Annotated in this window: 14 protein-coding genes and 1 pseudogene; 14 read left to right on the forward strand and 1 reads right to left on the reverse strand. The window is 39.8% G+C overall.

Annotated features, from left to right (window positions below):
• Window positions 1–75: 75 nt before the first annotated feature.
• From bglS to VIO64_RS21745, 14 genes are all read left to right on the forward strand, one after another.
• The gene (bglS, locus tag VIO64_RS21680; RefSeq protein ID WP_331921848.1) at window positions 76–1107 is read left to right on the forward strand and encodes a beta-glucanase; all 1032 of its coding nucleotides are present in this window, start codon (window positions 76–78) and stop codon (window positions 1105–1107) included.
• Window positions 1108–1391: 284 nt separating this feature from the next.
• Entirely contained in the window at window positions 1392–3272 is a 1881-nt protein-coding gene (locus tag VIO64_RS21685) for a carbohydrate-binding protein (protein ID WP_331921837.1), read from the forward strand.
• Window positions 3269–4159, forward strand: coding sequence for a hypothetical protein (locus VIO64_RS21690; protein ID WP_331921838.1), 891 nt, complete (start codon window positions 3269–3271; stop codon window positions 4157–4159). The genes VIO64_RS21685 and VIO64_RS21690 overlap by 4 nt, the downstream gene beginning before the upstream one ends.
• 65 nt (window positions 4160–4224) lie before the next feature.
• Window positions 4225–5358: a cytochrome c biogenesis protein gene (locus tag VIO64_RS21695; protein ID WP_331921839.1), complete on the forward strand. Its 1134-nt coding sequence runs from the start codon at window positions 4225–4227 to the stop codon at window positions 5356–5358.
• Window positions 5359–5387: 29 nt separating this feature from the next.
• Window positions 5388–5693, forward strand: coding sequence for a hypothetical protein (locus VIO64_RS21700; protein ID WP_331921840.1), 306 nt, complete (start codon window positions 5388–5390; stop codon window positions 5691–5693).
• 234 nt (window positions 5694–5927) lie between these two features.
• Window positions 5928–8804: a carbohydrate-binding protein gene (locus VIO64_RS21705; RefSeq protein ID WP_331921849.1), complete on the forward strand. Its 2877-nt coding sequence runs from the start codon at window positions 5928–5930 to the stop codon at window positions 8802–8804.
• Between the two features lie 14 nt (window positions 8805–8818).
• A complete protein-coding gene (locus VIO64_RS21710; RefSeq protein ID WP_331921841.1) occupies window positions 8819–12376 on the forward strand; it encodes a glycosyl hydrolase family 95 catalytic domain-containing protein in 3558 nt (1185 codons plus the stop codon).
• A gap of 14 nt (window positions 12377–12390) precedes the next feature.
• Window positions 12391–13992 carry a family 43 glycosylhydrolase gene (locus VIO64_RS21715; protein ID WP_414705336.1) on the forward strand — a complete coding sequence of 534 codons (1602 nt, stop codon included), beginning with the start codon at window positions 12391–12393 and terminating at the stop codon, window positions 13990–13992.
• 56 nt (window positions 13993–14048) lie between these two features.
• The gene (locus tag VIO64_RS21720; protein WP_331921842.1) at window positions 14049–17039 is read left to right on the forward strand and encodes a sialate O-acetylesterase; all 2991 of its coding nucleotides are present in this window, start codon (window positions 14049–14051) and stop codon (window positions 17037–17039) included.
• A gap of 201 nt (window positions 17040–17240) precedes the next feature.
• Window positions 17241–19148: a cytochrome c biogenesis protein CcsA gene (ccsA, locus tag VIO64_RS21725; RefSeq protein WP_331921843.1), complete on the forward strand. Its 1908-nt coding sequence runs from the start codon at window positions 17241–17243 to the stop codon at window positions 19146–19148.
• Window positions 19149–19159: 11 nt separating this feature from the next.
• Window positions 19160–21280 (forward strand): hypothetical protein, encoded by a 2121-nt coding sequence (locus VIO64_RS21730; RefSeq protein ID WP_331921844.1) that lies wholly within the window; start codon window positions 19160–19162, stop codon window positions 21278–21280.
• A gap of 140 nt (window positions 21281–21420) precedes the next feature.
• On the forward strand, window positions 21421–24075 hold the full coding sequence (locus VIO64_RS21735; RefSeq protein WP_331921845.1) for an RICIN domain-containing protein: 2655 nt from the start codon (window positions 21421–21423) through the stop codon (window positions 24073–24075).
• 348 nt (window positions 24076–24423) lie between these two features.
• A complete protein-coding gene (locus tag VIO64_RS21740) occupies window positions 24424–25641 on the forward strand; it encodes a dockerin type I domain-containing protein (protein ID WP_331921846.1) in 1218 nt (405 codons plus the stop codon).
• 143 nt (window positions 25642–25784) lie between these two features.
• The gene (locus VIO64_RS21745; RefSeq protein ID WP_331921847.1) at window positions 25785–26066 is read left to right on the forward strand and encodes a transposase; all 282 of its coding nucleotides are present in this window, start codon (window positions 25785–25787) and stop codon (window positions 26064–26066) included.
• Window positions 26067–26307: 241 nt separating this feature from the next.
• On the opposite strand, the pseudogene VIO64_RS21750 reads toward VIO64_RS21745, so the two are convergent.
• A pseudogene (locus VIO64_RS21750) lies at window positions 26308–26533 on the reverse strand (hypothetical protein); the annotation flags it as partial.

A 26533-nucleotide genomic window follows, 5' to 3' on the forward strand; every position in this document is an offset into this window, starting at 1 on the left:
GAGACTATTGAGTTTTGGGACTTTAATTCCATACTTATAGCTCTTTTATATTTTTATTTTTTTAAGGGGGTTTTTATATTGAAAAAGTTTCTTGCATTGGTGGTTATTTTGGTAATTGCGGTAAGTATGATTCCGTTACAGGTTTTTGTTTCGACTGATGCATTTGCTGTGGGGTCAAATTTTTATGAAGAATTCACATCATTCAACTCCAATTGGGAATATCGTTCAGGTCCTAACGGTTCACCCTTCAACTGCGTGTTTAGTCCATCCCAGGTAACTTTCGGCGATAGTAAAATGATTCTGACACTCGACAGGGACAATACTGGTTCCGGTTATCCATATAAAGGCGGGGAGTACCGCACTTCCAATACTTATGGGTATGGATATTACGAAACGAAAATGAAGCCTGCAAAAAATACCGGAATCGTCTCGTCGTTTTTTACTTATACTGGTCCTTCAGACGGTAACCCATGGGATGAAATAGATATTGAATTTCTAGGTAAAGATACTACAAAAGTTCAATTAAACTGGTACAAAAACGGCAAGGGCGGACATGAGTACATGTACAACCTTGGGTTTGATGCCTCACAGGCTTATCACACTTATGGATTCGACTGGCAGCCAAATTCAATTACCTATTACATAGACGGAAAAAAAGTATTTACAGGTACACAGGAAATACCCACTACACCTGGTAAAATAATGATGAACATTTGGCCTGGTATTACGGTTGATGCATGGCTTGGGGCATATGATGGTAGAACCCCATTAAGTGCTTACTATGAGTATGTCAGATACTCAAAAGAGGGTTATACCACACTAAGCACCCCTACACCTACAAAGGCAAACACCCCTACACCTACCAATACTCCTACCCCAACTAAGTCCAATACTCCTACACCTACAAACACTCCAAATCAAGCAGCAATAGGGGATTGTAATAAAGATGGTGTTATCAATATGGCTGATGTAATTGAATTGGCATGCAGATTTAATAAAGCTAGTGGAGATACGATATATAATCAAGTATATGACTTAAACAATGATGGTGTGATAAACATGGCTGATGTTATAATTATTGCTTGTAAGTTTAACACAATATGTTAACTCAAATATAGCACATATTGCATTTAGTAATCCAAAAGCAAGAACTAAGTTATTAATAGTAAATTATATTAAAATATAAATTTTTCTTGATTAACAGGCATTCCATTCCCTCCGATTCAATGGATGCCTGTTTTTTCTATAACTTTGGCATGACTAAAAATAATTTTCATATACCTAATTTAAACATTCATGCTATTGCGAATAAGTACTACGAAAAGAGATATTTAATGATTCATCCAAAAATATTAAAAATAAAATAAAAATTATGGGGGGTTGAGTGTTCTATGAAGAAAGTACTGTTTTTGGTGACTCTTGGCACTTTGGTTATTGTATTTACCATGTTGACGGCTTTAAATGCAGGGGCATGGGACAATAGTCTTGCCAAAACACCGCCGATGGGGTGGAACAGTTGGAACATTTTTCACGAAAAAATTAATGAAACTCAAATCAAGCAGATTGCAGATGCAATGGTAAGTACCGGAATGAAGGATGCGGGCTACATATACTTAAATCTCGACGATAACTGGATGGCCAATCCGGCACGTGATTCCAACGGATACCTTAGATCTGATCCTACGCGTTTTCCAAGCGGTATAAAAGCTTTGGCGGATTATGTACATGCCAAGGGCCTTAAGCTTGGAATATATGGAGATCGTGGGACTATGACATGTGTAAATGTTCCCCAAAGCGGAAGCAAAGGCTATGAGGATAGAGATGCAAAAACGTTTGCTTCCTGGGGGGTTGATTATTTAAAATATGACAACTGTAATATACCAAGCGGAAGTGATATGAAAACCGATTATCAGAAAATGCAGACGGCTCTTGCTAATTGCGGAAGACCTATAGTATTTAGTATCTGTGCATGGGAATACCAGAGCTGGATGCCTACGACCGGCAATCTATGGCGCACCACACGCGATATAGTGGATCAATGGGATGCTACAGGCCATCCTTACGGTTTCGTAGGTATTATAAACGCAATTGATCAAAATTCCAAATACACAAATTCAGCAGGACCCGGAGCATGGAATGATCCTGACATGCTTGAGATTGGAAACAATGGTTGCACGACAGAGGAATACCGTACGCAGATGAGCATGTGGTGTATGATGGCATCCCCGCTTCTTGCCGGAAATGATGTAAGGAACATGGCGCAAGCTACTAAGGATATTCTTTTGAATAAGGAAGTAATAGCTGTAGACCAAGATCCGGCAGGGAAACAGGGCTATAGAGTTAAAAGTTCTAATGGTAATGAGGTTTGGGTAAAACCACTTGCAGACGGTACAAAGGCAGTTGCATTACTAAACAGAAACTCGAGTGCCTCCACCATAACCGCTAACTGGTCGGATATAGGTATAACAGGTAGTGCTGCAGTTCGCGATCTGTGGGCTAAAGCTGATAAAGGAACATTTAACGGATCATATTCTGCGTCAGTACCTTCACACGGCACAGTTGTACTTAAGATATCTTCAGGACCATTGGCGACACCAACTCCGGCACAAACACCAACTCCAGCACCAACACCGATACCAAGGAGTGCCTTTTCAAAATTGGAAGCAGAGAACTACAATGATATTAGTTCTTCGTCTATTCAAAAAATAGATACTGCTAATGGTGGAAGTGGTGTAGGTTATATTGAAATGGGAAACTATCTGGTATATAAAAATATAGACTTCGGAAGCGGTGCAAACTCCTTTAAGGCTCTTGTTGCAGATTTATTAAATATCAATATTGAACTAAGATTGAATAATCCGACAGGTACTTTATTAGGTACTTTAAAGGTTACTGAAACTGGTGACTGGAATACATATCAGGAGCAAAGCTGCAGCATTAACAACGTCAAAGGTGTTAATGACCTGTATCTGGTATTTTCAGGGCCTGTAAATCTTGACTGGTTTACATTTGAAGGGGTAACGAATACGCCTGCACCGACAATTAATGTGAATACACCTACACAGCCTGTTGTTGCTACAGGAGATTTAAACAATGACGGTGTAATAAACATGGCCGATGTGATTATTTTGGCAATTGCATTCAATTCGGTCCGTGGAGATATCAGCTACAATCCATTATATGATTTAACCCATGACGATGCAATAAACATGGCTGATGTAATAATTATTGCTTCTAAATTTAATATTGTAATTACCAAAAATGCACTATGAAGAAGTATGTCTTTCTTTGTATACTTGCCATAGTAATTTTGGCAGTAGTTATAACAAGCAGGTACTATAATCGGGATAACAGGTTGGAGTTTAAGTCAGGGGATACAATACCTTCGAGTGTTAAATTTATTAATGCTTCCGGGGAAGATAACAGAATAAGTGATGTAAAAAGTAAATATAAAGTTATTTTCTATCTTGACGGTACAAATGATGAATGTATTGTTAGGTTAGGTTGCATATCAAAAATGATTAATTTAATAAAAACTGAAGGTATAAGTTATTTAATAGTTTGGGAGGGCCTAATTCCTACTAAAAAGGTAAAGGATGCAGGCATTGACTCAAAATATAATTATTCCGTGGATGGCAAGGTATCCTTGAGTGAGTCTAAGCCTACAGCATTTCTCATGGATGAAAGCAACAAAATAATTATGGTTACCGGTTACAGTTACATATCATTGATAAATAAAATTATTGAATTGGGCGAGAAAAAGGATTTAAGCTACAAGGCCGGTGAGATGATTATTAAGAATGTGTCAAAGTCAGGTGCATTTATTAGGAAAGATACTGAAAAAACATTGCTGATGTTTATGTGGTCAGGCTGCAGAAAGTGCAGGGAACACGAAGAAATTGTAAGGAAAAATATTGATTCCATGCAGAAAAAGATAAATGTAATCACAATAAGACCGGATTTTGATACAAGACAGGATTATGACAAGTATTATGAGATTGATTCTGAGCAGATATATTTTAATATATATGCCTATGCCTACGGTATCGAGGCGAGCCTTCGTAAATATCCAATGTTCGTTATTTTAAAGAGTGACAATTCTGTTGAAAAGCTATTTACAGACGTAAATGAAGCAATTAATTACATATTGGGGTTATAAAATAAAACTAGCAGGTATTTTGAAAGACTTTAACAGAATTTGAATTAATGATTGGGGACAATGGAATGAAAAAGTTCTTGTTTTTCCTTTTAATATCGCTGTTTGTGATGCAGGGCATTGTTTCTAAGGCCTTGGCCCAAGATAAAGATAATGTTACAGCTGTGTACTTTTATAGTCCTACTTGTGCTTCATGTGCAAACATAACGGATTTCCTTGAGAGATTGAGCCAAAGCCATAAAAACTTTAATTTAAAGAAATATGATATTTCCGATTTGAGAAATAAAAGCCTTATGGACAAGTATAGCGAGGCTTATAAGGTTTCAACAAAAGATGATGGAATTGTTCCCGTTATTTTCGTTAGAGACAAGTATTTTTCAGATGAAGAAACCATAAGGAATAATCTTGAGAAGGAAATTAAAAAAGTTGGCTTCAAAACCCTTGAGATTGATAACTCAATTGTAAATCACGAAAAGGATTTACGGAGGTTTGAGGGCTTTAAAGTTATGGGCGTCTTGTTGGCTGGACTTGCTAATGGTATAAATCCTTGTTCCATGTCCATGCTGCTTTTTTTCTTATCTCTTTTGATAGTTAAAAACATAAAGATATTAAAAATAGGATTTTCCTTTATATTGGGCAAATTATTGGCATATATACTGCTCGGAACCATATTTTTTAAGTTTTTGTCATTTTTCAATTTCAGTATCTTGAATGTATTAATGAAGGTGCTTTTTGCAGCAGTGCTGCTAATCCTTATAATAATGAACATACAGGACTTTTTTGCAGCTAAAATGGAGAGATATGACAGAATATTCCTGCAGCTTCCGAAGGTGCTAAGAAGGTTTAATCATCATATTATTAAAAAAGCATCCGGATTTGCAAACCTGAATGTAATACTTATCATAAGCTTTTTTCTTGGAATGATCATATCTTTAGGAGCGTTCCTATGCACCGGTCAGATATATCTTGCAACTATAATTACAATTTTTCAGACTGAGTCACAATTAAATAATCAGGCGTTGGTCTACCTTATACTATATAGTCTTGGCTTAATCTTGCCACTTATCATGCTGACTTTGATAGTTTATAAGGGCAGGGAGATTTTCGAGGTATCGGAAGCAGTAAGAGAAAGGCTTCATATTATAAAAATAATTAATGCTCTTATTTTTGTTCTGTTCGGTACTATTTTTTTGTTTTTTTAAATGTCTAGGAAATTATGGTGGTGTAGACTATGCAACCTAAAATAATTACATTTATTAGTGAAAATGGCAGAACTGAGCTTCAGTGCAGATTGAATTCATTGCCTCTAAAGGAAGAGAAAATAATTGAAAAGAGTAGGGAATTGTTCAATGACCCGGAGCCTTGTATTATTCACAGATCATTTGCAATCAAGAAGGTGTTGATGGAAATAGGTGAGTATTTAGAAGAGGTACTTCCGGAGGGAAAAGGACAAATAATGTGTGAGAACATTCCCAATAGTATTATAGATCTTCTGTGCATAAGTAAAGATGTGCTGATGATCAAATTAGACTTGTAGAATATGAAGTTTCCGGAATTTTGTAGTTGGAGGACTGATTAACACTTTATTTATTAACAAAAATATTTAACATACCTTATATACCTAACATAAATAAATATATAACTACGAATAAGTAATATGAAAAAGATATATCAAAAATCAAAAGTTAAAGAAGAGAAAAAATACTTATTTGAAGGGGGAATTATCTTGAAAAAAGCGTCAATTAAGAATTGCGTAATAATCCTTACGACTATGCTGTTCATGGTATCTGTTTTTTCAATCAATCCAATATCCATGAATATCGTAACAGCGGCAGCTCAAGCGACTTATTATGTATCACCCACAGGCGATGACAACAATCCGGGTACAATAAGTGAGCCTTTTTTGACTATCACTAAAGCTCGAGATGTAGTACGGACCTTAAACGGTAATATGACAGGAGATATATACGTATATCTTAGAGGCGGCACCTATAATATTACCAGCACCATTACTTTTGGACCGCAGGATTCAGGGACAAACGGATACAGGATATATTATCAGGCGTATGAGGGTGAAACGCCTGTTTTAAATGGTGCAACAAAAGTTACAGGCTGGACCCTGCACAGCGGTAATATATATAAAGCTCAGTTGAACCGCTCAACCAAATTGAGGAACCTTTATGTAAATGACCAGAGGGCTTCAATGACCAAAAAAACCGTCACAGCCAGAGGCGGGTACGGAACTTTCTCAGTAACTGCGGGACAAGCCAGTTGGGCTTGGACAAGCGGTAGTAAGAGCGATGGGGTTCAGTATAACTTGGCGGATGTACCGGCTATTGCCAGCAACAAAGATGATCTTGAGATAGTAAATGGAACTACGTGGAACGAGAATATAGTTTGTACAAGGGATGTTATTACATCCGGCAATTTCAGGGTGCTTCTTTTGCAGCAGCCATATGGAGCCATAGCACAGACACCGGGCTGGGGTGCAGCCTTTACCGCGTCCGGGACCCATACTATATACAACGCATTTGAGTTTTTAAATTCTCCAGGACAATTTTATTTTGACAAGACTACAAAAACTCTTTATTACTATATCCGTCAGGGTGAGAATATGGCAACTGCAGATGTACAGGCTCCTGTTGTGGAGAAGCTCATAGAAATCGCGGGAACATCAACTGCAAACAGGGTCAAGAATTTAACATTTCAAGGTATTACCTTTGCAAATACCGATTATGGCCTTGTTAATGTCGCAGGTTCACGCGGTAAGACAACATGTCAGGCAGCACAGGCATTTATAGCTTTTTATAATGATAATTGGCACAATACAAAATATGATCTTGTTGATACATTACCTGGGATGATCAACGTAAGTAGCAGTGATTCCATCAACTTTATAAGAAATATAGTGAAGCACAGCGGCAGTGACGGAATTTCCATGGTAAACGATGTCATTAATTCTAATGTTATTGGCAACTATATTACTGACATAACATCAAGCGGCATAACTGTAGGACATCCTCAGCATGTTTACATCGGAAACGGGGGAAATCGTGCAAAATATGCTACCGGTGTTGAAGGTGTTTGTAAGAGCATAAACATTACAAACAATATGTTGTACAACACCAGTACTGCTCCCGGATTTGGTGGATGTGCAGCCATAACGGTATACTTTGGAGATACCGTCAAAATAACATATAACCATGTTCAATCTACTGCCTATAATGGTATACATTTGGGATGGGGATGGTGCAATTTCCTTGATTCAACTACATGTAAAAACAACACAATAAGTTATAACAGGATTATCGATACACTAACCAGGCTTCATGACAGCGGTGCAATATATACAATAGGACAGATGCCTGGCACCAACATTAATGAGAACTATGTAAGAGGTATTCCTCCTGCGACATCAGGCCCTACGTATGGGTTGCATAACGATGAAGGAACTGCTTATATAAATGAAAACGATAATGTACTGGATATTGACCCGGGAGTTAAGTATACCATCAACTGTGAGGATTTTGGACAAAAACACGACCTAACAATACTAAGGACCTATGCAACAGTTAATAAAATGGGCGTTAACCCTCCGAACAGTAAAATTGACCCGCCCGTTGTAGTTTCAGATAACGTATGGCCTTTGGCTCAGTACAATACATGTTTGAAATCGGGAATTCAGGAAGAATACAGGAACATTATACCAGGCAATTTGCTTTTGACACAGGATTATGTGTTTCCTGCAAGCTGTGCTACAACAGCAGGTACAAAGATGAATATTAGAAGCAGTGGGAATTCTTCAAATACTGTATGGTTTGCCCCAACAGGTACAACAAATTTTGTTGAAGGGGCCACAATGACAAGAGCAGCAGGTGATGCTACATCTATAACAGCACCTTATACTGCAGGTACCTATAAATTGTTCGTTGTTAGTTCACAAGGTGTAAAGCTTGGTGAATCTAATGCAAAGTTAAGGGTTACAGGTTCGGCAACACCACCGCCAACAGGTCCTGTGACACCAACACCTACTTCTGGTCCTCGCTCGGCCTTTACTCAAATCGAGGCGGAAGATCTTAACAGCCAATCAGGAGTACAGTTGGAAAACTGTAGTGAGGGTGGTCAAGATGTAGGATATATCGAAAATGGAGATTATGCTGTTTACAACAATATCGATTTCGGAAGTGGTGCAGCAAGCTTTCAGGCAAGAGTTGCCAGTGCAACCAGTGGAGGTAATATCGAGATCAGACTTGACAGTATAACCGGTACTCTGGTAGGGACATGTCCTGTTATGGGAAATGGCGATTGGCAGGCCTGGGTTAACGTGATGTGCGATGTCAGCGGGGTAAGTGGTAAACATGATCTTTACTTGAAATTTACGGGAGGCAGCGGCTACTTGTTTAATCTAAATTGGTGGAAGTTTGGTACTGCTGTTTCAACTCCTACATCAACTCCTGCATCGGTAAAAAGTGTTGATGTAGACCATAATGGTGCTGTAAACATGGCGGATGTAATACTTATAGCAAGTGCGTTTAATACAGTACGTGGAGATTCCAAATTTGTTGAATCATACGACCTAAATAGTGACGGAACTGTAAACATGGCGGATATAGTGATGGTTGCGGCAAAATTTGGAAATATACTTTAATAGGAGTGTTGTAAATGAAGCATGGTAAAATGATTATTAAGAAATTTGGAGTAATTTTCTTGGCATGTGTCCTGATGATGAATTGTAACTTACCGATTAACAGTTCTTCCATAAGTTCAGGATCTTTTGCCGTTGCTCCGGATAATGATCTGAAATTATGGTACAACAGTATGGCCGGAACAAATTTTTCCGGTAATGCCTATGATAACAACGAAGCATTTTATAAAGCACTGCCATTGGGTAACGGTCGTATCGGTGCAATGGTTTACGGTAACTATCCGGATGAGAGAATTGATTTGAACGAAAGCACTTTTTGGAGTAGTGGACCTGGCAACAATAATAAAGCCGGAGCTGCAAACTCTTTAAAAACAGCTCAGGACCAGTTGTTTGCCGGCCAATATAAAAATGGAGATGCCACCATTAACAATATGATCGGTGGGGGGCAAGCAAGGTATCAATCAGTAGGGGAATTGAATTTGGCCTTTGGCCACAGCTCGGTATCAGGTTATTCAAGACAGCTGGACATGAATACCGGCGTAGTTTCCAGTGATTATACCTATAATGGTAAAAAATATCACCGTGAATCTTTTGTAAGCTATCCTGATCAGATTATGGTGACAAAAATAACATGTAGTTCAGCTGGATCAATATCTTTTACTGCCGGTTATTCATCTTCCCTTACAGGTCAATATACCGTTACTACTGCAGGTTCGGATACCCTTGTGATGAATGGGCATGGGGATAGCGACAATGGTATTTCTTATGCTGTATGGTTTTCAACACGCTCAAAAATTATACCAACAAATGGCTCGGTATCAGCCAATAGTAATAAAATATCTGTCACAAACGCTGATTCAGTAGTTATTCTTACCTCTGTCCGTACCAATTTTGTCAATTATACTACATGTAATGGAGATGAGAAAGGAAAAGCAACTACAGATATTGCAAATGCATCGGCTAAGTCTTATGATACCTTATTTAGTAATCATATTGCCGATTATCAGGCCTTATTCCAGAGGGTGGATGTGGACCTGGGAGGCAGCGGCAGTGAAAATAGCAAACCCATGCCCCAGCGTATATCTGAATTTTCTACTACCAACGACCCGAAACTGGCAAAGGTGCTTTTCCAATACGGACGGTACTTAATGATCAGTGCTTCTCGTGATTCACAACCCATGAACCTTCAGGGAATTTGGAATAAATTCCGCAACCCTGCATGGGGATGTAAATTGACCACCAATATAAATTACCAGATGAACTATTGGCCGGCATTCACCACTAATCTGGCTGAGTGTTTCAAGCCCTTCATAGAAAAGGCAAAAGCACTGCAAGCTCCTGGTAATGCAACTGCACGTGCACATTATAATATATCCAATGGATGGGTAGTACATCATAACACCGATTTATGGAACAGATGTGCTCCTATTGACGGTGCATGGGGATTTTGGCCAACGGGAGCCGGCTGGATTTCCAATATGTTGTATGACGCTTATAACTTTAATCAGGATACCAGGTATTTGAACGAAATTTACCCTGTAATAAAGGGTAGTGCTGACTTTTTGCAAACCCTGATGCAATCTAAAAGCATTAATGGACAAAACTATCAGGTAGTTTGTCCCGGCACTTCCCCAGAAGTTTCAACTCCCATTGGCAGTGGTGGGCAAGGTGCATATTGCAGTTATGGGGTGACCATGGACAATGGAATTTGCAGGGAACTTTTTAAAGATGTAATTCAGGCCTCCAGGATACTGAATGTTGACTCTGCGTTCCGTTCCACTTTAGAGTCCAAGGTGTCTCAGATCAAACCCGATACTATCGGTAGTTGGGGGCAGATCCAGGAATGGGCCTATGATTGGGACAGCAAGTCCGAGAAAAACAGGCACATTTCCCATATGTATAACTTGTTCCCCGGGATGGAAATCGGCAAACGGAGAACTGCGGCTCTTGCCAATGCAGCAATTGTATCATTAAATTCACGTGGAGATGTGGGAACCGGTTGGTCTGAAGGCTGGAAACTCAATTGCTGGGCAAGGCTTGAGGATGGTCCTCATGCATACAATCTTGTAAAGCTGATGATAACACCCGTCAACAAAGACGGCCGTCTATATGATAACTTATGGGATGCTCATCCACCATTCCAGATAGACGGTAACTTCGGATTTACCTCCGGAATAGCGGAAATGCTGTTGCAAAGCCATAATAACGAAATTCAACTTTTACCGGCACTGCCCAGCCAATGGTCTACCGGTCATGCAAACGGCCTTTGTGCACGCGGTAATTTTACGGTTACACAAATGAACTGGTCCAATGGGGCTTTAAGTAATGTCACTATCAAGTCCAATTCCGGTAATGTTTGCAATGTACGTTACGGTAACAAAACCATCAGCTTCCCGACTACGGCAGGAGGAACCTATCAATTGAACGGTTCCTTGCAGTTGGTGGGCAGCACCACTACATTAACAAATGTGGCTTTGAATAAAACAGTTACTGCTTCGGGAAATGCTTCAGGTGAAGAACCGGAAAAAGCAGTGGATGGATCAAATACCTCCAAATGGTGCCATACAAACGGTATGAGCGGAGAGTGGCTAAAAGTTGACCTGGGTGCCAATTATGATATCAGCCGTTGGGTGGTAAAACATGCAGGTGTAGCAGAAGCAATAAAATTTAATACCAGAGACTTCACATTGCAAAAGAGTGACGATGGAAGTACATGGACTGATGTTGATGCAGTCCATGGAAATCAGCAAAATATATCAGATAGGAATGTACCTACCTTTACAACAAGATATGCAAGGCTATATATCAATACAGCAACACAAGATAACTCAGGAGGTGCCAGAATTTATGAATTTGAGCTTTGGGGCAAATCTTCCGATGGAAGTACTCCGATTCCAACATCGATTCAGACTTTGAACCCGACTCCAACTCAAACTCCGATCCCGACGATTACTCCTTCTACGACCCCTGTTATAAGATCCGCCTTTACACAAAATGAAGCGGAGAGTTTCGATACCCAATCGGGAGTCCAGACCGAAGCCTGCAGTGAAGGTGGGGAGGATGTTGGTTATATTGAGAATGGGGATTATGTTGTTTACAACAATATCAATTTCGGCAGCGGTGCGGCAAGCTTTCAGGTAAGATGTGCCAGTGCCTCCGGAGGAGGTAATATTGAGATAAGACTTGACAGTATTACCGGCCCATTGGTAGGAACATGTCAGGTTGCCTCAAACGGAGAATGGCAGGTCTATGATGATGCAAAATGCAGTGTTAATGGGGCAATGGGTACTCATGATCTTTATTTGGTATTCAAGGGCGATAGCGGCTACTTGTTTAATCTGAACTGGTGGAAATTCATTGCCGCACCTTCGACACCAACACCAACTCTTGCTAACAGTTTTGACATAAACCATGACAGTGTTATAAACATGGCAGATGTCATACTTTTGGCCGGTCGATTTAATACTGTAAAAGGGGATACAGGATATATTGATGCATACGACTTGAATAAGGACGGGGCTATAAACATGGCGGATGTCATATTGATTGCAGCTAAGTTTAATACCATTGTTTAATTGGGGGGGATATAATGAGAAAAAATTCTTTAATCATGTTCTCAATCATGTTAATTATGTTTTTTGATATTGTAACATGCTATGCAGACAATCCAATAGTACAAACACTTTATACTGCTGATCCTGCTCCAATGGTTTATAATGGAACTTGCTACCTATATACCACACATGACGAAGATACAATAATAAACAACTTCTTTACCATGAATGACTGGAGATGCTATTCATCAAAAGATATGGTAAACTGGACCGACCATGGATCACCATTAGCCTATACCGATTTCAGTTGGTCAAATGGAAAAGCATGGGCAGGACAGGTTGTAGAAAGAAACGGAAAGTTTTATTTCTATGTTCCCTTAAGCAAAAAAGCTGGTGGAGAAGCTATAGGTGTTGCAGTATCCAACAGTCCTACAGGACCATTTAGTGATCCTATAGGGAAACCTCTAGTATCCACCGGATACGGAGATATTGACCCGACGGTATATATTGACAGTGACGGACAAGCATACCTGTACTGGGGAAATCCAAACCTTTGGTATGTGAAGTTAAACCCGGATATGGTTTCATGTTCAGGAAGTCCTACCAAGATTAATCTGACTACAGCAAGTTTTGGAGTACGGTCTAATACAGACAGGCCCACTTCATATGAAGAGGGTCCATGGTTTTACAAACGCAATAATTTATACTACATGGTATTTGCAGCAGGTCCTATATCCGAGCATATCGCATATTCAACAAGTACCAGTCCTACAGGGCCTTGGTCTTATCGGGGGAAAATCATGCCCACACAGGGCGGCAGCTTCACCAATCACCCGGGAGTAGTTGAGTATAAGGGTAACGCCTACTTCTTTTACCATAACGCTGATTTACCTGGAGGTGGAGGCTTCCACCGTTCGGTATGCGTAGAGCAATTCAAATATAATTCCGATGGCACATTTCCTACAATCAATATGACTAAAAATGGCCCGGCTCAGATAGGTACTTTAGATCCTTATGAAAAAACTGAAGCAGAAACGATTTGCTGGGAATCGGGTATTGAAACGGAAAAATGCAGTGAAGGCGGGATTAATGTATGTAACATCGAGAGCAATGATTATATAAAGGTTAAGGGTGTTAATTTTGGTACAGGTGCTGTGTCTTTTGATGCAAGAGTAGCTTCAGCAACAAGTGGCGGGAAAATTGAACTTAGGCTTGACAGCCCGACAGGGACTTTAGTCGGAACCTGCGATGTTACAGGTACAGGCGGCTGGCAGACTTGGACTACCAAGTCCTGTAAAGTCAATGGGGTTACGAGTATACATGATTTATACCTAAAATTTATCGGTGGAAGCGGATATCTTTTTAATGTGAACTGGTGGAAATTCAGCTCTGCTTCTACTCCAACAATAACTCCAACAATTACACCTACCATGATCCCTTCTTCAACTCCTGCAAACAGTTTTGATATAAACCATGACGGTGTTATAAACATGGCGGATGTAATACTTTTGGCCGGCCGATTTAATACTGTTAAAGGAAATGCAGGATATGTTGATGTATACGACTTGAATAAAGATGGGGCTATAAACATGGCGGATGTTATTTTGATTGCAGCTAAGTTTAATACCATTGTTTAGTCATGCCATAAAGAATTTATAGAAGAAAATTAAAGATTATCGAGGGAGGTTTAATTATGTTATTTGAAAGAAAGTCAAATAGGCACTTTGGGATAAAAAAAGTGCTGATTATTCTGGTGGTATTATGTCTATGCATTTTACAAACGGTTTTCACATATGCCTGGCAGTCTGACAATGGAGATGGCACATTCACCAATCCGCCTTTATTTGCAGACTATCCGGATCCCAGTATAATAAGGGTTGGCAGTGATTTTTATCTAGCCACTTCTACTTTCGCAGGTGTACCGGGGCTGGTTATATGTAAATCTCAGGATTTGGTCAACTGGGAAATCGCCGGTCATTGTATATCCTCATATACTGGTAATGCGTATAACATGCAAGGTGGAACAAAATACGGCAACGGTTGCTTTGCACCTTCCATAGCTTATAAGAACGGTACATTTTATGTGGTGGTTACTCCTAATGGTGAAAGTACACGTATTTATTATGCCAAAGACGTTGCTGGTCCTTGGAGCTGCAATGTATTGAGCGGAAGTTATTTTGATCCTGCCTTATTTATAGAGGATGATGGAACTGCATATATTGCCTATGGGGGAGCCTGGCAAAACCAGATCAGTATGATACAGCTAAATTCCAGCTTAAGTGCTACAACTGGGGCATCGCGAGTAATTCTTTCTTATAACAATGTTGAAGGTGCACATTTAATTAAAGCCAAAGGCAAATATTATTTATTTAACGCCGTACCGGCACAAAGATTAGTGTGTTCCCGTTCAAATACTCTCTGGGGACCTTATGGGGAAACTACAACCTTGTGTACTGCCGGGAAAGGCGGACATCAGGGCGGCATTGTAGATCTTCCCGATGGCAGTTACTGGGGCTATGTACATCAGGATGACGGTGCAATTGGCCGTCCCACAAGAATCTGCCCTATTACCTGGGAGAATGACTGGCCCAAATTCGGCAGACCAGGATATCTAGGGCAGATTGAATCTAAATACACCAAACCTATTGCAAATAAACCGATTAAGGTACCGCAAGCTTCAGATGAATTTAACGGCAGTACTTTAGGACTTCAGTGGATGTGGAATCATAATCCGGACAATACTAAATGGTCCCTTACAGGTTCTGCCTTAAGACTAAAAGCTACTACCGGGAAGGATTTTTGGAATGCCAGAAACAGTTTAACTCAAAAAGGCCAAGGTCTAATAAGTACCGGCACCATTAAAATCGATTGCAGTCAAATGCAGCCTGGGGATATAGCGGGATTGGGAATGCTGGGCGATCCACGTGGCTATATTGCTGTAACCAAGGATCCCAAACGTATAATAATGTCAGAAGAAGAAAGCGTAAAAGCAACTGTCAATAATATAACTTCAAATATTTTGTATTTTAGGATAGAAATGAATTTTGGTAACAAGCAAGCCAAGTTTTTCTGGAAAGATGACACTAGGGATTGGCAACAGCTTGGAACAACAATAACCATGGGCTTTGACTGGCAGTATGGCACCTTCCAGGGTGAACAGTATGCTATTTTGAATTTTAATCCTTCAGGAAGTTCCGGTTATGTGGATGTTGACTGGTTTAGACTAAATGATGAACCGGGACCAAGTGGGAATCAAACACCAACACCCTCGCTGACACCTACGGCAACACCTACACCTGGTCAGATATCGGCTTTTACACAAACCGAAGCTGAGAGTTACAATGACCAGTTGGGAATCCAAACTGAAGCCTGCAGTGAAGGTGGAGAGGATGTTGGTTATATCGAGAATGGGGATTATATTGTTTACAAAAATGTTGATTTTGGCACTGGTGCGTCAAATTTCCAAGCTAGAGTAGCCAGCGGCACAAGCGGAGGCAATATTGAGTTAAGGCTTGATAGTATTAACGGTACCTTAGTAGGAACTTGTCCGGTTACCGGAAGCGGTGATTGGCAGACCTGGATTGATGCAATGTGTAATGTTAGTGGTGCAAGCGGTACCCATGACCTTTATTTAAAATTCACAGGTGGTAGCGGTTATCTGTTTAATTTGAACTGGTGGAAATTTAATGCTGTTTCATCACCCGCTTCAACACCTACACCTACATCTACAATCAGCATTGACGTAAACCATGACGGTGTTATAAACATGGCTGATGTAATACTATTAGCAGGTGGATTTAATTCAGTCCGAGGCGAATCAAGATATGTTGCAGCATATGACTTGAACAATGACGGTGCAATAAACATTTCTGATGTAATAATTATTGCAGGCAACTTCAACAAGATAATAACTCCTGCAACACCAATTTCTGCAACACCAACTCCAACTGCAAAACAGACACCAACTTCAACAGCTGCTGCCAAATTCCATTGTTTTCTGCTTTTGGGACAATCTAATATGGCAGGATATGCAAAGACCCAAGCCTCTGATAAGGTAGAAGACCCCCGAGTGCTCGTATTGGGATATGATAATAACTCAGCACTCGGCCGAGTAACAGATCAGTGGGATGTGGCATGTCCACCTCTGCATCCTGCCTGGCTTGACGCCGTAGGCCCTGGAGACTGGTTTGGCAAGAGCATGATACAGAAAGTTCCGGCGGGTGATACTATTGGGCTGATACCGTGTGCTATCAGCGGTGAAAAGATAGAGACTTTTATGAAGGTGGGAGGTACCAAATATAGCTGGATTATCAATCGTGCAAAACTTGCACAGCAAAAGGGAGGCATCATTGAAGGCATCATTTTCCACCAGGGCGAATCAAATAGTGGTGACCCCAGTTGGCCTGGTAAGGTAAAAACACTAGTAGAAGACCTTAGAAAAGATCTGAACCTTGGTAACGTTCCTTTTCTCCCAGGTGAACTGCTTTACAGTGGTCCTTGTGCAGGACACAATACATTGGTAAATCAGTTGCCTTCTTTAATTACCAATTGCTATGTAGTTTCAGCACAAGGCCTGGTTCAAGATCCTTCCGATACAACGTATCGTTTGCATTTTAGTCATGATTCATCAGTTGAATTGGGAAAACGGTATGCTGAAAAAATGATTCAAGCCCTTGGCTGGTAATATGGTTTCAAGCTAGAGCACCCGATAGTAGACAAAATTTATCATAGGATGCTCTTAAATGTCTAGGAAATTATGGTGTCTTTTAAAGGTTGAAATGCAGTCTTAGTGTGGGTTACAGACACCATAATTTCTCATGACAACAATAAAAGTTGAAAAAATCATTTCATGATTTTATTTAATTAAAAAAAAGCGGGGATTTATATGGATTTATTGGGGACATGGGTATTACGTTTTGCATTTGCAAGCGGTCTTGTATCGTTATTATTGTTAATTTTTAAAAAGGAGACAGAAGTAAGAAAAAACTTAGGAATACTGACTGGACTTGTTTCATGTCTGGGGGTCCTGGTATCTTCTTTTCTTCTGATTTATTCACTGGTAAAGGGAGTTTACTCCATTGAATATGTGTATCACAATACTGAAAAATCACTTCCGTTAATATATAAAATCTCAGCTTTTTGGTCTGGAAGTGCAGGTTCAATGCTGTTTTGGACCTCAGTATTTGCAGTTTTGCTTATCATTGTCTACATGAAAAACACAGATAAAAGCTCTACCAAAATGGTATTTGGCATCATAATATTTGTCATGACGCTTTTTATGTTTGTTGTAACCTTTATAAATAATCCATTTAAGCATGTGTCGGAGCAGACAGATGGTTTTGGCCTTAATCCAGCTCTCCAAAGCATTGGAATGGTCTTTCATCCTCCAGTTATCATAGTAGCTTTTTCATTTTTCTTTATCGCTTTTTGTTACCAGCTTTTTGACCTTAGGGAAAAAAACTCATCAAATGGCTATGTTATATGGAAATGGGCAGTATGGGGGTGGATACTTCTTACTGCCGGAATTGTTTCTGGTGGGTTATGGGCATATACCGAGCTTGGCTGGGGAGGTTACTGGGCATGGGACCCCATAGAGAACTCATCCTTGGTAAACTGGCTGTTTGCTACAGCCTTTTTGCATGGTATTAGTGGGAAAGACAACGGATACGGCAGACAAAGGATCAACTTTATGCTGATAACCTTAACAGCATTTACCATACTTGTTGGAACATTCTTTGCAAGAAGCGGCTTGTTAAAATCAGTACATGCATACAGCAGTAAGGGTGTAACCATAGTTTTCGGAGGAGTTTTGATAGTCCTGGCTGTATTAATTGTTTTCACATACTACAGAATTAAAAGGTTACATAAAGATGATGCAAAAAACGGAACTGAGGAAACAGGGTCTAAGCTCAAAAAAGTATTTTGGTCTTTTATTAAGCCAGCAAATCTGTTCACAACTTTATGTGTAATAATAGCTGTTTTGATTTTTGGAGGAACCGCCTTTCCCTTGTTTGGAGGGTTGTTTTCCAAGGATGCTTCGGTAACGTCGACTGCGTTTTATGATTACAGCTTTGGAATCTTCGGCCTTTTGGTGCTTTTATGCCTGGCAGTTTGCCCGGGTTTGTTTTCAGGCAGGAGAATGCTCCTGATCCCTGGTGCAGTCATAGGAATTGCCACTCTAATTATGATGATTGTATTTTCCAATTACGGATATCTTACAATGGTGTCTTTGGCTGTTTGTGCAATGCTTGCAGTCAATTTTGTCATTGAGCTTGCACGAAATTATAAAAAAATTCGAAATAATCCCCGGTATGTATCATTTTCAATCTTACATATTGCACTACTCATCATGGCTCTTGGATTTACAGGCTCCCGGGGAATGTTTTACAGTACAGAAAAAATGCTGGATAAAAACAGCACTTTGGAAATTCACAAATACAGTGTGAAGTACAGGAACTTGTACTGGAAAGAGGAAACAGGGAAAACAACAGCTGTTGCAGTTATTGGAGTCAGCGGGCCTAAAGGCAGGCTTCAATTAAAGCCTGAGCTTGCGTATTATCAAAAGAAGAATATAACTCACTCCCGTGCAATAGTAAAAGCCGGAATATGGGAGGACCTTTATATCATTTTTGAAGGGATTGATGAAAACGACAGAATTTTAATAAAAGTCATGATTTTAAGGTGGGTGAGCCTTGTATGGATCGGAAGCCTTTTGCTGATTGCAGGTGTAATATTGCAGTATTTTGTTAAGCGAAAGGAAATGAGGGCTATTTATCTGCAAAAGAATACATAAGGAGGGTTATTATGGCAAGAGTATCAAAATTGTTATACAGGGTTGCAGTTATTATAATAGTAACAGGGATTATCCTGTCTACCCAGACTTTTACGACCCTGTCGGCGAGTATTGATTTTACCAAATCGGAATTTGCATTTGACAAAATTGTTTTTACCAAGCATCAACCATATTCATTTCCAGGTATTGAGAACCACATGATTGACGGAAGTTTCGGATTTAATGCAGTTAAAGGAGGCGGATTGTATATACTGAATAATGCTTTTTCAGGTAATCCGACGGTAACCGATGTTTTGGCGAATTCCGTTTGTGCAAACGGACGTTATGCAGGAAGGAAGCTTACTGGAGGAGCTTTCTATTCTTTTGATCTGAGCTATGATGCAAAACAGATTGTATTTGCCTACACAGACGCACAAAATTCATATGGTGTTTGGAATCAGAGCACTACCTACCATATTTTCAAGGTGAATGTGGATGGGACAAACCTTACCCAGTTGACTGACGGGGCTTATAACGATTTTGACCCACGCTGGCTTCCTGACGGGAGAATCATTTTCATATCTGAGAGAAGAGGAGGATATGGACGTTGTCACCAGCGTATTGTTCCTACCTTTAATCTTCACACTATGAATGCCGACGGAAGTGACATCAGATGCATCAGTTACCACGAAACAAATGAATGGAGTCCAAGTGTGGATAACAATGGTATGATTATATATACCCGTTGGGACTATATGGATAGGGGTGCTAACCATGCACATTCTGCATGGATAACTACACCTGACGGTCTTGATGCAAGAGCTGTTACCTTGAATTATCCAAACTCGGGACCGAGTTGGTGGACCAATGTGCCGCTTGCACAGATGCACCTAAGAGCCATACCCAATTCCAATAAGTATGTGGGAACGGCGGTTCCTCATCACGCTCAGAACTATGGTGCTCTCATTGTAATTGACCCGGATGTTGAAGATGATGACAATCTGTCCACTATTACAAAGATTACACCCGATGCAAAATACCCCGAAAGCGAAACCGGTATAACAACTGACCAGAAATATGCAACCCCATATCCACTTAGCGAGGATTATTATTTGTGTGTATATGATCCGAATGCCAATACTAATGGCGGTAACAAGCGTTATGGCATATATGCAATAGATACAAAGGGAAATAAATCATTGCTATACAGTGATCCCAATTTTTCCTGTTATGGTCCCATGCCCCTTCGTCCACGTAAGGTGCCTAATATTATTCCAGGCACAGCAAAGCCAACCGGACAAGCTCAAGATGGAGTTGTATCCGTTATGAATGTTTACAATTCACTGCTTCCGCTTCCATCAGGGACAAAGATAAAAGAACTGCGTATATGGCAGGTTTATCCAAAGACCACAACCATGGCCACAGATCCCATGGTAAGCTATGAAAGTACCGAGAGTATATGGGCTGGAAGAAATACCCGGGGACTTTTAGGCTCAGTTCCTGTTGAGTCCGACGGAAGTGCTTCATTCTATATGCCAGCCGGAAGAGCTGTTTTCTTCCAAGCTGTTGACCAGGATGGAACTGCTGTTCAGACCATGAGGTCAGATACATTCCTTATACCGGGTCAAACTAAGTTATACTGCCAAGGTTGCCATGAACCTGGCCGCCAGGCAGCGGTGAACCCGGAAAGTGTACCACTTGCACTAAGAAGAGAGCCATCAAAAATAACTCCTGATCCTTCACAGGGATCAAGGCCTGTGAGCTTTCCAAGACTTATCCAGCCAATCCTGGACAAAAAATGTATATCGTGTCACAACGGTTCCCAGGTGCCTGACCTTAGAAAGGGCACTACAGATGCACAAACCAAATGGTTTAGCTCTTATAAAAATTTGAAACCCTATGTTGCATTATTTGATGGGATTTATCCGGGAGCAGACTGGAATAAAGTCTATCCAAGAACAGAACCCGGAAAATTTGGAGCCAGAGCATCAAAACTTTATCAAAAGCTGAAGACTGGACATGGAAGCCTTACGCAGAGTGAGCTTCACTCATTTATAGTATGGCTGGATTCAGGAATTGCACCCTTCTTTGGAGAATATAAAAATATTGATGCCCAGCTTAGAGGCGAACAGGTAGAACCATCTCTGAATTAAGGCATGGATGAAAAATTACTTCCGCTTTTGAGCGAGTGTTGACGAGTTAAGTCAACACAATAGCCAAATTTATAGCGGAAGTTATTGTTCAGCATGACTAAGGCATGGATGAAAAATAATGAAGGATAGGAGTGTTTAAAATGGATCGAAACGTATTTAAAAAATTGATACCGATGGTTCTATGTATAGCAATAACCGTAACTTTGGGAAGTTTCGTATTTCAGGAAAACAGGAATGGATATTCAGCTGATAATATATATTTTTCTCCGTTTGATACGGAATACTCGTCTGATGGCAGCATGATTGCAGTATCCGATTCAACAAAGTCCCAGTTGGAAATAATTAATGCATCGGATGGTGCGATACAAAAAATCGTTCCATTGAACGGGCAGCCAAGAGATATTGTATGGAACGGCAATCAAAGTGTCTTTGTTTGTGAGTATGGAGCAGGAACTGTTGCCGAGGTAAATCCTATTTCAGGGTCTGTAACAAGGAGATTTTCAACCGGCTCAAAACCGCTGGGAACTGCATTGATAGCAGGTAAACTTGTTGTGTCGGATTATGGACTCAAAAAAGTATCTATTGTTGATTTATCTTCAGGGAGTGTAGAACAAGACATCTCAGTAAAGGACTACCCATATTTTATGGATGGTACAGTAGATGGGAAATATGCCATAGTCGGCCATGCATTGCCGTCGGGAAATGCATTTGCTCCCAAATATGCAGCATCAGTTACTTTTGTTGATATGAGTACCAAGCAGGCGGCTGCAAATATAACTCTTCCCCAAGGATCATCCAATGTCAGAGGAATAAAATGTTCTCAGGATGGAAAGTGGGCATATGTTCTTCATACCTTTGGAAAGACGTCACTTCCTACTACTCAAATAACAAAAGGCTGGGTTATGACAAATGCAGTTACAATAATTGATATAGCAAAGAAAAACATATATACAACTTTTATTTTGGACAGGATAACGGAGGGAGCGGCAGATCCATGGGGGCTGACAATATCATCCGACAGTAAAACCATGTGGGTTAGCGTATCAGGCACCCACCAGGTGCTTAAAATCGATCTAAATAAACTTCATCAGCTTTTGGTTGGGAATATGGACGGTGGATCCAGTGAACCTATTACTCAATTCGATCCTAACAGTTACTATAAATTTATAAACCGAAATAGCGGAAAAGCACTGGACATACCCGGGGGAAATCCTGCAAACAATACACAGCTCGTTCAATGGGATGATAATGGTAATAACAACCAGCAGTATAGGATTATCGCCAATAATGACGGTTATTATACCATTGTCAACAGAGGTACAAACAAGGCACTGGATAATGCTGGTGCTACTGTCGACAACTCTCCTGTTGTTGAATGGGATCAGAGTAATTCCGATAATCAGAAATGGAAATTAATTGATACAGGTGAGGGCTATTATAAGCTTCAGATCAAATCCAGCCAGAAGTATATGGATGTAAGTGGTGCCTCCCGTAATAATAATGCCGGTATTGTGGCAAACAGCAGTAGTGCAGGGCTTAGTCAGCAGTGGAAAATATTAAAAGGAGGTGCTTCAGGTACGCCAAACAGCAACTTCTCCTTATTGTTCCGCTCAAAGTCAGGTTATGACAAGCCTTATTCCGATATATGGCTTCAGATTAAAGCAGATCCATCCAAAAGGGATATGTTGAAATATGACCTTGGAGCTTTGTGGGGAGCGGGTATACTAAAAAAGATAGATTTGTCCGGACAGGGACCAAGGGGAATCTCGATATCTCCTGATGGCAAAAATATAGCGGTTGCAGCATATTTTGCAGGTGAAGTCTATTTTATAAATGCAGCTACCGATACGCTTCAAAGTACTGTAAAGCTTGGGAACCAACCTGGGGAAGATCCGGTGAGAAGGGGAGAACGCACATTCCATGATGCATCAACCACTACTCAGAAATGGCTCAGTTGTGCTTCCTGTCACCCTGAAGGCAGAGCTGATGGGCTTAATTGGGATATGCCCAATGACGGAATAGGCAACACAAAAAACACAAAATCTATGATGAATGTTTTCGACACCCCTCCGGCTATGTGGCGTGGTGTAAGGGATGATGCCCATGTTGGAATAAAAGCCGGCTTCAAGTTCATTAAGTTTAAAGAACCTACCCAAGGGGAGCTGGATGATGTTGCAGCTTATATTAAAAGCCTGTCTTCCGAACGGAGTCCTTATTCAAATAAGGATGGTACAATGACTTCTGATGCTGCTCTTGGCAAGGCTATCTTTGAAAGCAGTGAAACTCAGTGCTCAAGCTGTCATTCAGGACCATTCTATACTAATTTGAAAGCTCATGATGTAGGAACAAAGGACATTCTTGATCCAGACGGAATGTACTATACTCCGACTCTATTGGAAATGTGGAGGACAGCTCCATATCTGCATGACGGGTCTGCAGCAACAATTCGTGATGTATTGACAACGAAAAATGTAGATAACAAGCATGGAAAGACGTCTCATCTTACAAGTAAGCAGCTGGATCAATTGGAAGCATATATACTTCAGCTAGGTTCGAATGCACCATTACCAACTACCACTACTACCACCACTGCCACTACTACAAATACTATTCTTAAAGAAGATTTGAACAAAGACGGTGTAATAAACATGACGGATGTAATACTTCTGGCGACATCATTCAATACGGTCAAAGGAGACCCTAAATATGTTGAAGCCCGTGATTTGAACGGAGACGGAGCAATAAATATGGCTGATGTAATAATTTTAGCTGCAAAATTCAATACTGTTACTTAACTTGGTAAAGAGTATGGGGAATTGGCTCACCCTCACATATTTCTTCATCCAAGAGCATCGATTTGGAGAAACATTACTCTAGTGCATACAATCTGTAAGACTATATTTTAAGACAATCAAGAATTTAAAGGAAAGGTATCAAAGAAGAAAAGAGAGAAGACTGCAAAGGATGTTATAATGTATTTAATTCAGTCAATGGCGATTTCAGATTTGTTGATGCACTGGATCTAAATTTTGTCATCTACAAAGTAAGGGCACAATTATAGTGGAAAATATATTTATAATGTGCCTTGGTATTAGGGTTTGGAAGTAATAACTTAATTTAACAATTTCAAAGGGGGATTTATAATGTTTTTGAAAAAAGGTTTTAAAAAGTGTTTATGTTTTATTCTGTCGAGTATCATGATTCTCAGCATGACTACTTTTAATCTGTCGGTATTTGCAGCAGGTGAGAAAATTTATAAACCACTTCCGAATGAGTACAAGTCGATTAGTTCAAAGCAAGGTACTATTGAAAGGTTAAGTTACACTTGGGGTAATGCTACTAAGAATTTTTACGTCTATCTTCCATACGGATATAACCAGTCTGATACTTCTAAAAAGTATAACGTTGTATATCTGATGCATGGTGGCGGTGAAGATGAGACATTATTATTCGGTGGACCAGGTCAGAACAAGGAATTAAAGGTAATAATCGATAACATGATTGCAAAGGGAGATATTGCACCGGCTATATTTGTTACACCTTCATTTTACAAGGGTAATAATGATGTGGCGACTTTCCATCAGGAATTGAGCAAAACAATTATTCCATTGGTTGAAACCAAATATAATACATATTTAAAATCAAATAGTACTGCGGATATGAAGGCTTCCAGAGATCACAGGGCATTTGGCGGATTCTCAATGGGTTCGGTATGTACCTGGTACACATATATTAACTGCCTTGAATATATCAAATATTATATGCCGTTAAGCGGTGACTGTTGGGCGGTAACTGGGGGTGCCGGAACTACTGGAGCCTCACAAACAGCATCGTATCTGGCAAGCATTCCAAAGAAATACGGTTATAAAGCACCACATGACTATAAGTTGTTCTGTGCTACAGGCACTCAAGATCAGGCATATCCCAATATGAAACCTCAGATTGAAGAATTGAAAAAAATAACAGATACTTTCATATATTCAAACGATCCAATAGAAGGAAACCTCTATTTTATGGTGGCTAACGGAGGTACACATTGGTGGGGTTATGTTAATCAGTATATTTATAACATTTTACCGGATTTGTTTAAAGATAATCAATCAAGCACACCAACCAATACACCAACCAGCACTCCAACCAACACACCAACTAATACACCAAACAATACACCTGTTAAAAACAGTCTTGACGTAAACAATGATGGTGCTATAAACATGGGAGATGTAATTATGTTAGCGATTGTATTTAATTCAATCCGTGGTGATTCCAAATATGTGGATACGCTGGACCTCAATAAAGACGGAGCTATAAATATGGCGGATGTAATTATGATTGCAGCTAAATTCAATACTGTAGCATAAGGTTGTGGAAGAAATAATTTGCGGCAGAAGTTTTTTAAACTTGTCTGCCGCTATTTTTTTTGTCTTGCCAATAAGATTATAATGGTCTAAGAAATTCGGACAAAAAATAGGGGTGTATAAGGTGGATATGATAGAATAATTTTATGAGAAAATCATATAATGGAGAATTTAAAGCAAAAGCAGTAATTATGATATTGAGGGAAGAAAAATCTTTGACCCAACTATCATCAGAACTAGGAGTTCATGTTAATCAATTGGCCAAATGGAAGAAGGAGGCAATAGAAGCATTGCCAGGAGTACTTGAGGATGGCAGAAGAAAGGGTGACAAGGAGATAGAAGAATTGCAACAAAAAATCAAGGAACTATATGCCGATATTGGAGAACTGACTACTCAATTGAATTGGTTGAAAAAAATCTGGAATTAAATTCTGATAGAAATGATCGATTATTAATGCTTGAGCCTTCAGAAGATTAAAAATTTTCATTATCAAAACAAACAGATCTATTATCATTGAACAGAACAGGAATTTATTATGTTTCTCGTGAACCATCTGACAATGAAATTAAGGCAAAACATTTGATTGATCAGATTTATACAGAGGATCCATATATGGGCTCTAGTACAACGTTGGCAAATTACATGTGCATTTCACAATGACACTTCATTCATTTTATATGTCCAGCGATATACCACTGGGGAAGCATTAATTTCTTCAATATATTTATAGATATGGCTAATGCTTTTTTTAACGTAAAAACAGCGTCTTTTGCCTCACATTTCAGGCCTATATGTGAATTTACTATCGTACGATCAAACACATCAAGATATGATAATTTGTAAAAAAATCGATCCTCCCCATGAATATATCCATATTTTAAATCTGTTTCCCAT

Source organism: Pseudobacteroides sp., from assembly GCF_036567765.1.
Lineage (GTDB): Bacteria > Bacillota > Clostridia > Acetivibrionales > DSM-2933 > Pseudobacteroides.

What these genes read in the sequence shown, in the direction of transcription:
- VIO64_RS21685 (WP_331921837.1), top strand. Translation starts at nt 1,392, where the DNA reads ATGAAGAAAGTACTGTTTTTGGTGACTCTTGGCACTTTGGTTATTGTA.
- VIO64_RS21690 (WP_331921838.1), top strand. Translation starts at nt 3,269, where the DNA reads ATGAAGAAGTATGTCTTTCTTTGTATACTTGCCATAGTAATTTTGGCA.
- VIO64_RS21695 (WP_331921839.1), top strand. Translation starts at nt 4,225, where the DNA reads ATGAAAAAGTTCTTGTTTTTCCTTTTAATATCGCTGTTTGTGATGCAG.
- VIO64_RS21700 (WP_331921840.1), top strand. Translation starts at nt 5,388, where the DNA reads ATGCAACCTAAAATAATTACATTTATTAGTGAAAATGGCAGAACTGAG.
- VIO64_RS21705 (WP_331921849.1), top strand. Translation starts at nt 5,928, where the DNA reads ATGCTGTTCATGGTATCTGTTTTTTCAATCAATCCAATATCCATGAAT.
- VIO64_RS21710 (WP_331921841.1), top strand. Translation starts at nt 8,819, where the DNA reads ATGAAGCATGGTAAAATGATTATTAAGAAATTTGGAGTAATTTTCTTG.
- VIO64_RS21715 (WP_414705336.1), top strand. Translation starts at nt 12,391, where the DNA reads ATGAGAAAAAATTCTTTAATCATGTTCTCAATCATGTTAATTATGTTT.
- VIO64_RS21720 (WP_331921842.1), top strand. Translation starts at nt 14,049, where the DNA reads ATGTTATTTGAAAGAAAGTCAAATAGGCACTTTGGGATAAAAAAAGTG.
- ccsA (WP_331921843.1), top strand. Translation starts at nt 17,241, where the DNA reads ATGGATTTATTGGGGACATGGGTATTACGTTTTGCATTTGCAAGCGGT.
- VIO64_RS21730 (WP_331921844.1), top strand. Translation starts at nt 19,160, where the DNA reads ATGGCAAGAGTATCAAAATTGTTATACAGGGTTGCAGTTATTATAATA.
- VIO64_RS21735 (WP_331921845.1), top strand. Translation starts at nt 21,421, where the DNA reads ATGGATCGAAACGTATTTAAAAAATTGATACCGATGGTTCTATGTATA.
- VIO64_RS21740 (WP_331921846.1), top strand. Translation starts at nt 24,424, where the DNA reads ATGTTTTTGAAAAAAGGTTTTAAAAAGTGTTTATGTTTTATTCTGTCG.
- VIO64_RS21745 (WP_331921847.1), top strand. Translation starts at nt 25,785, where the DNA reads ATGAGAAAATCATATAATGGAGAATTTAAAGCAAAAGCAGTAATTATG.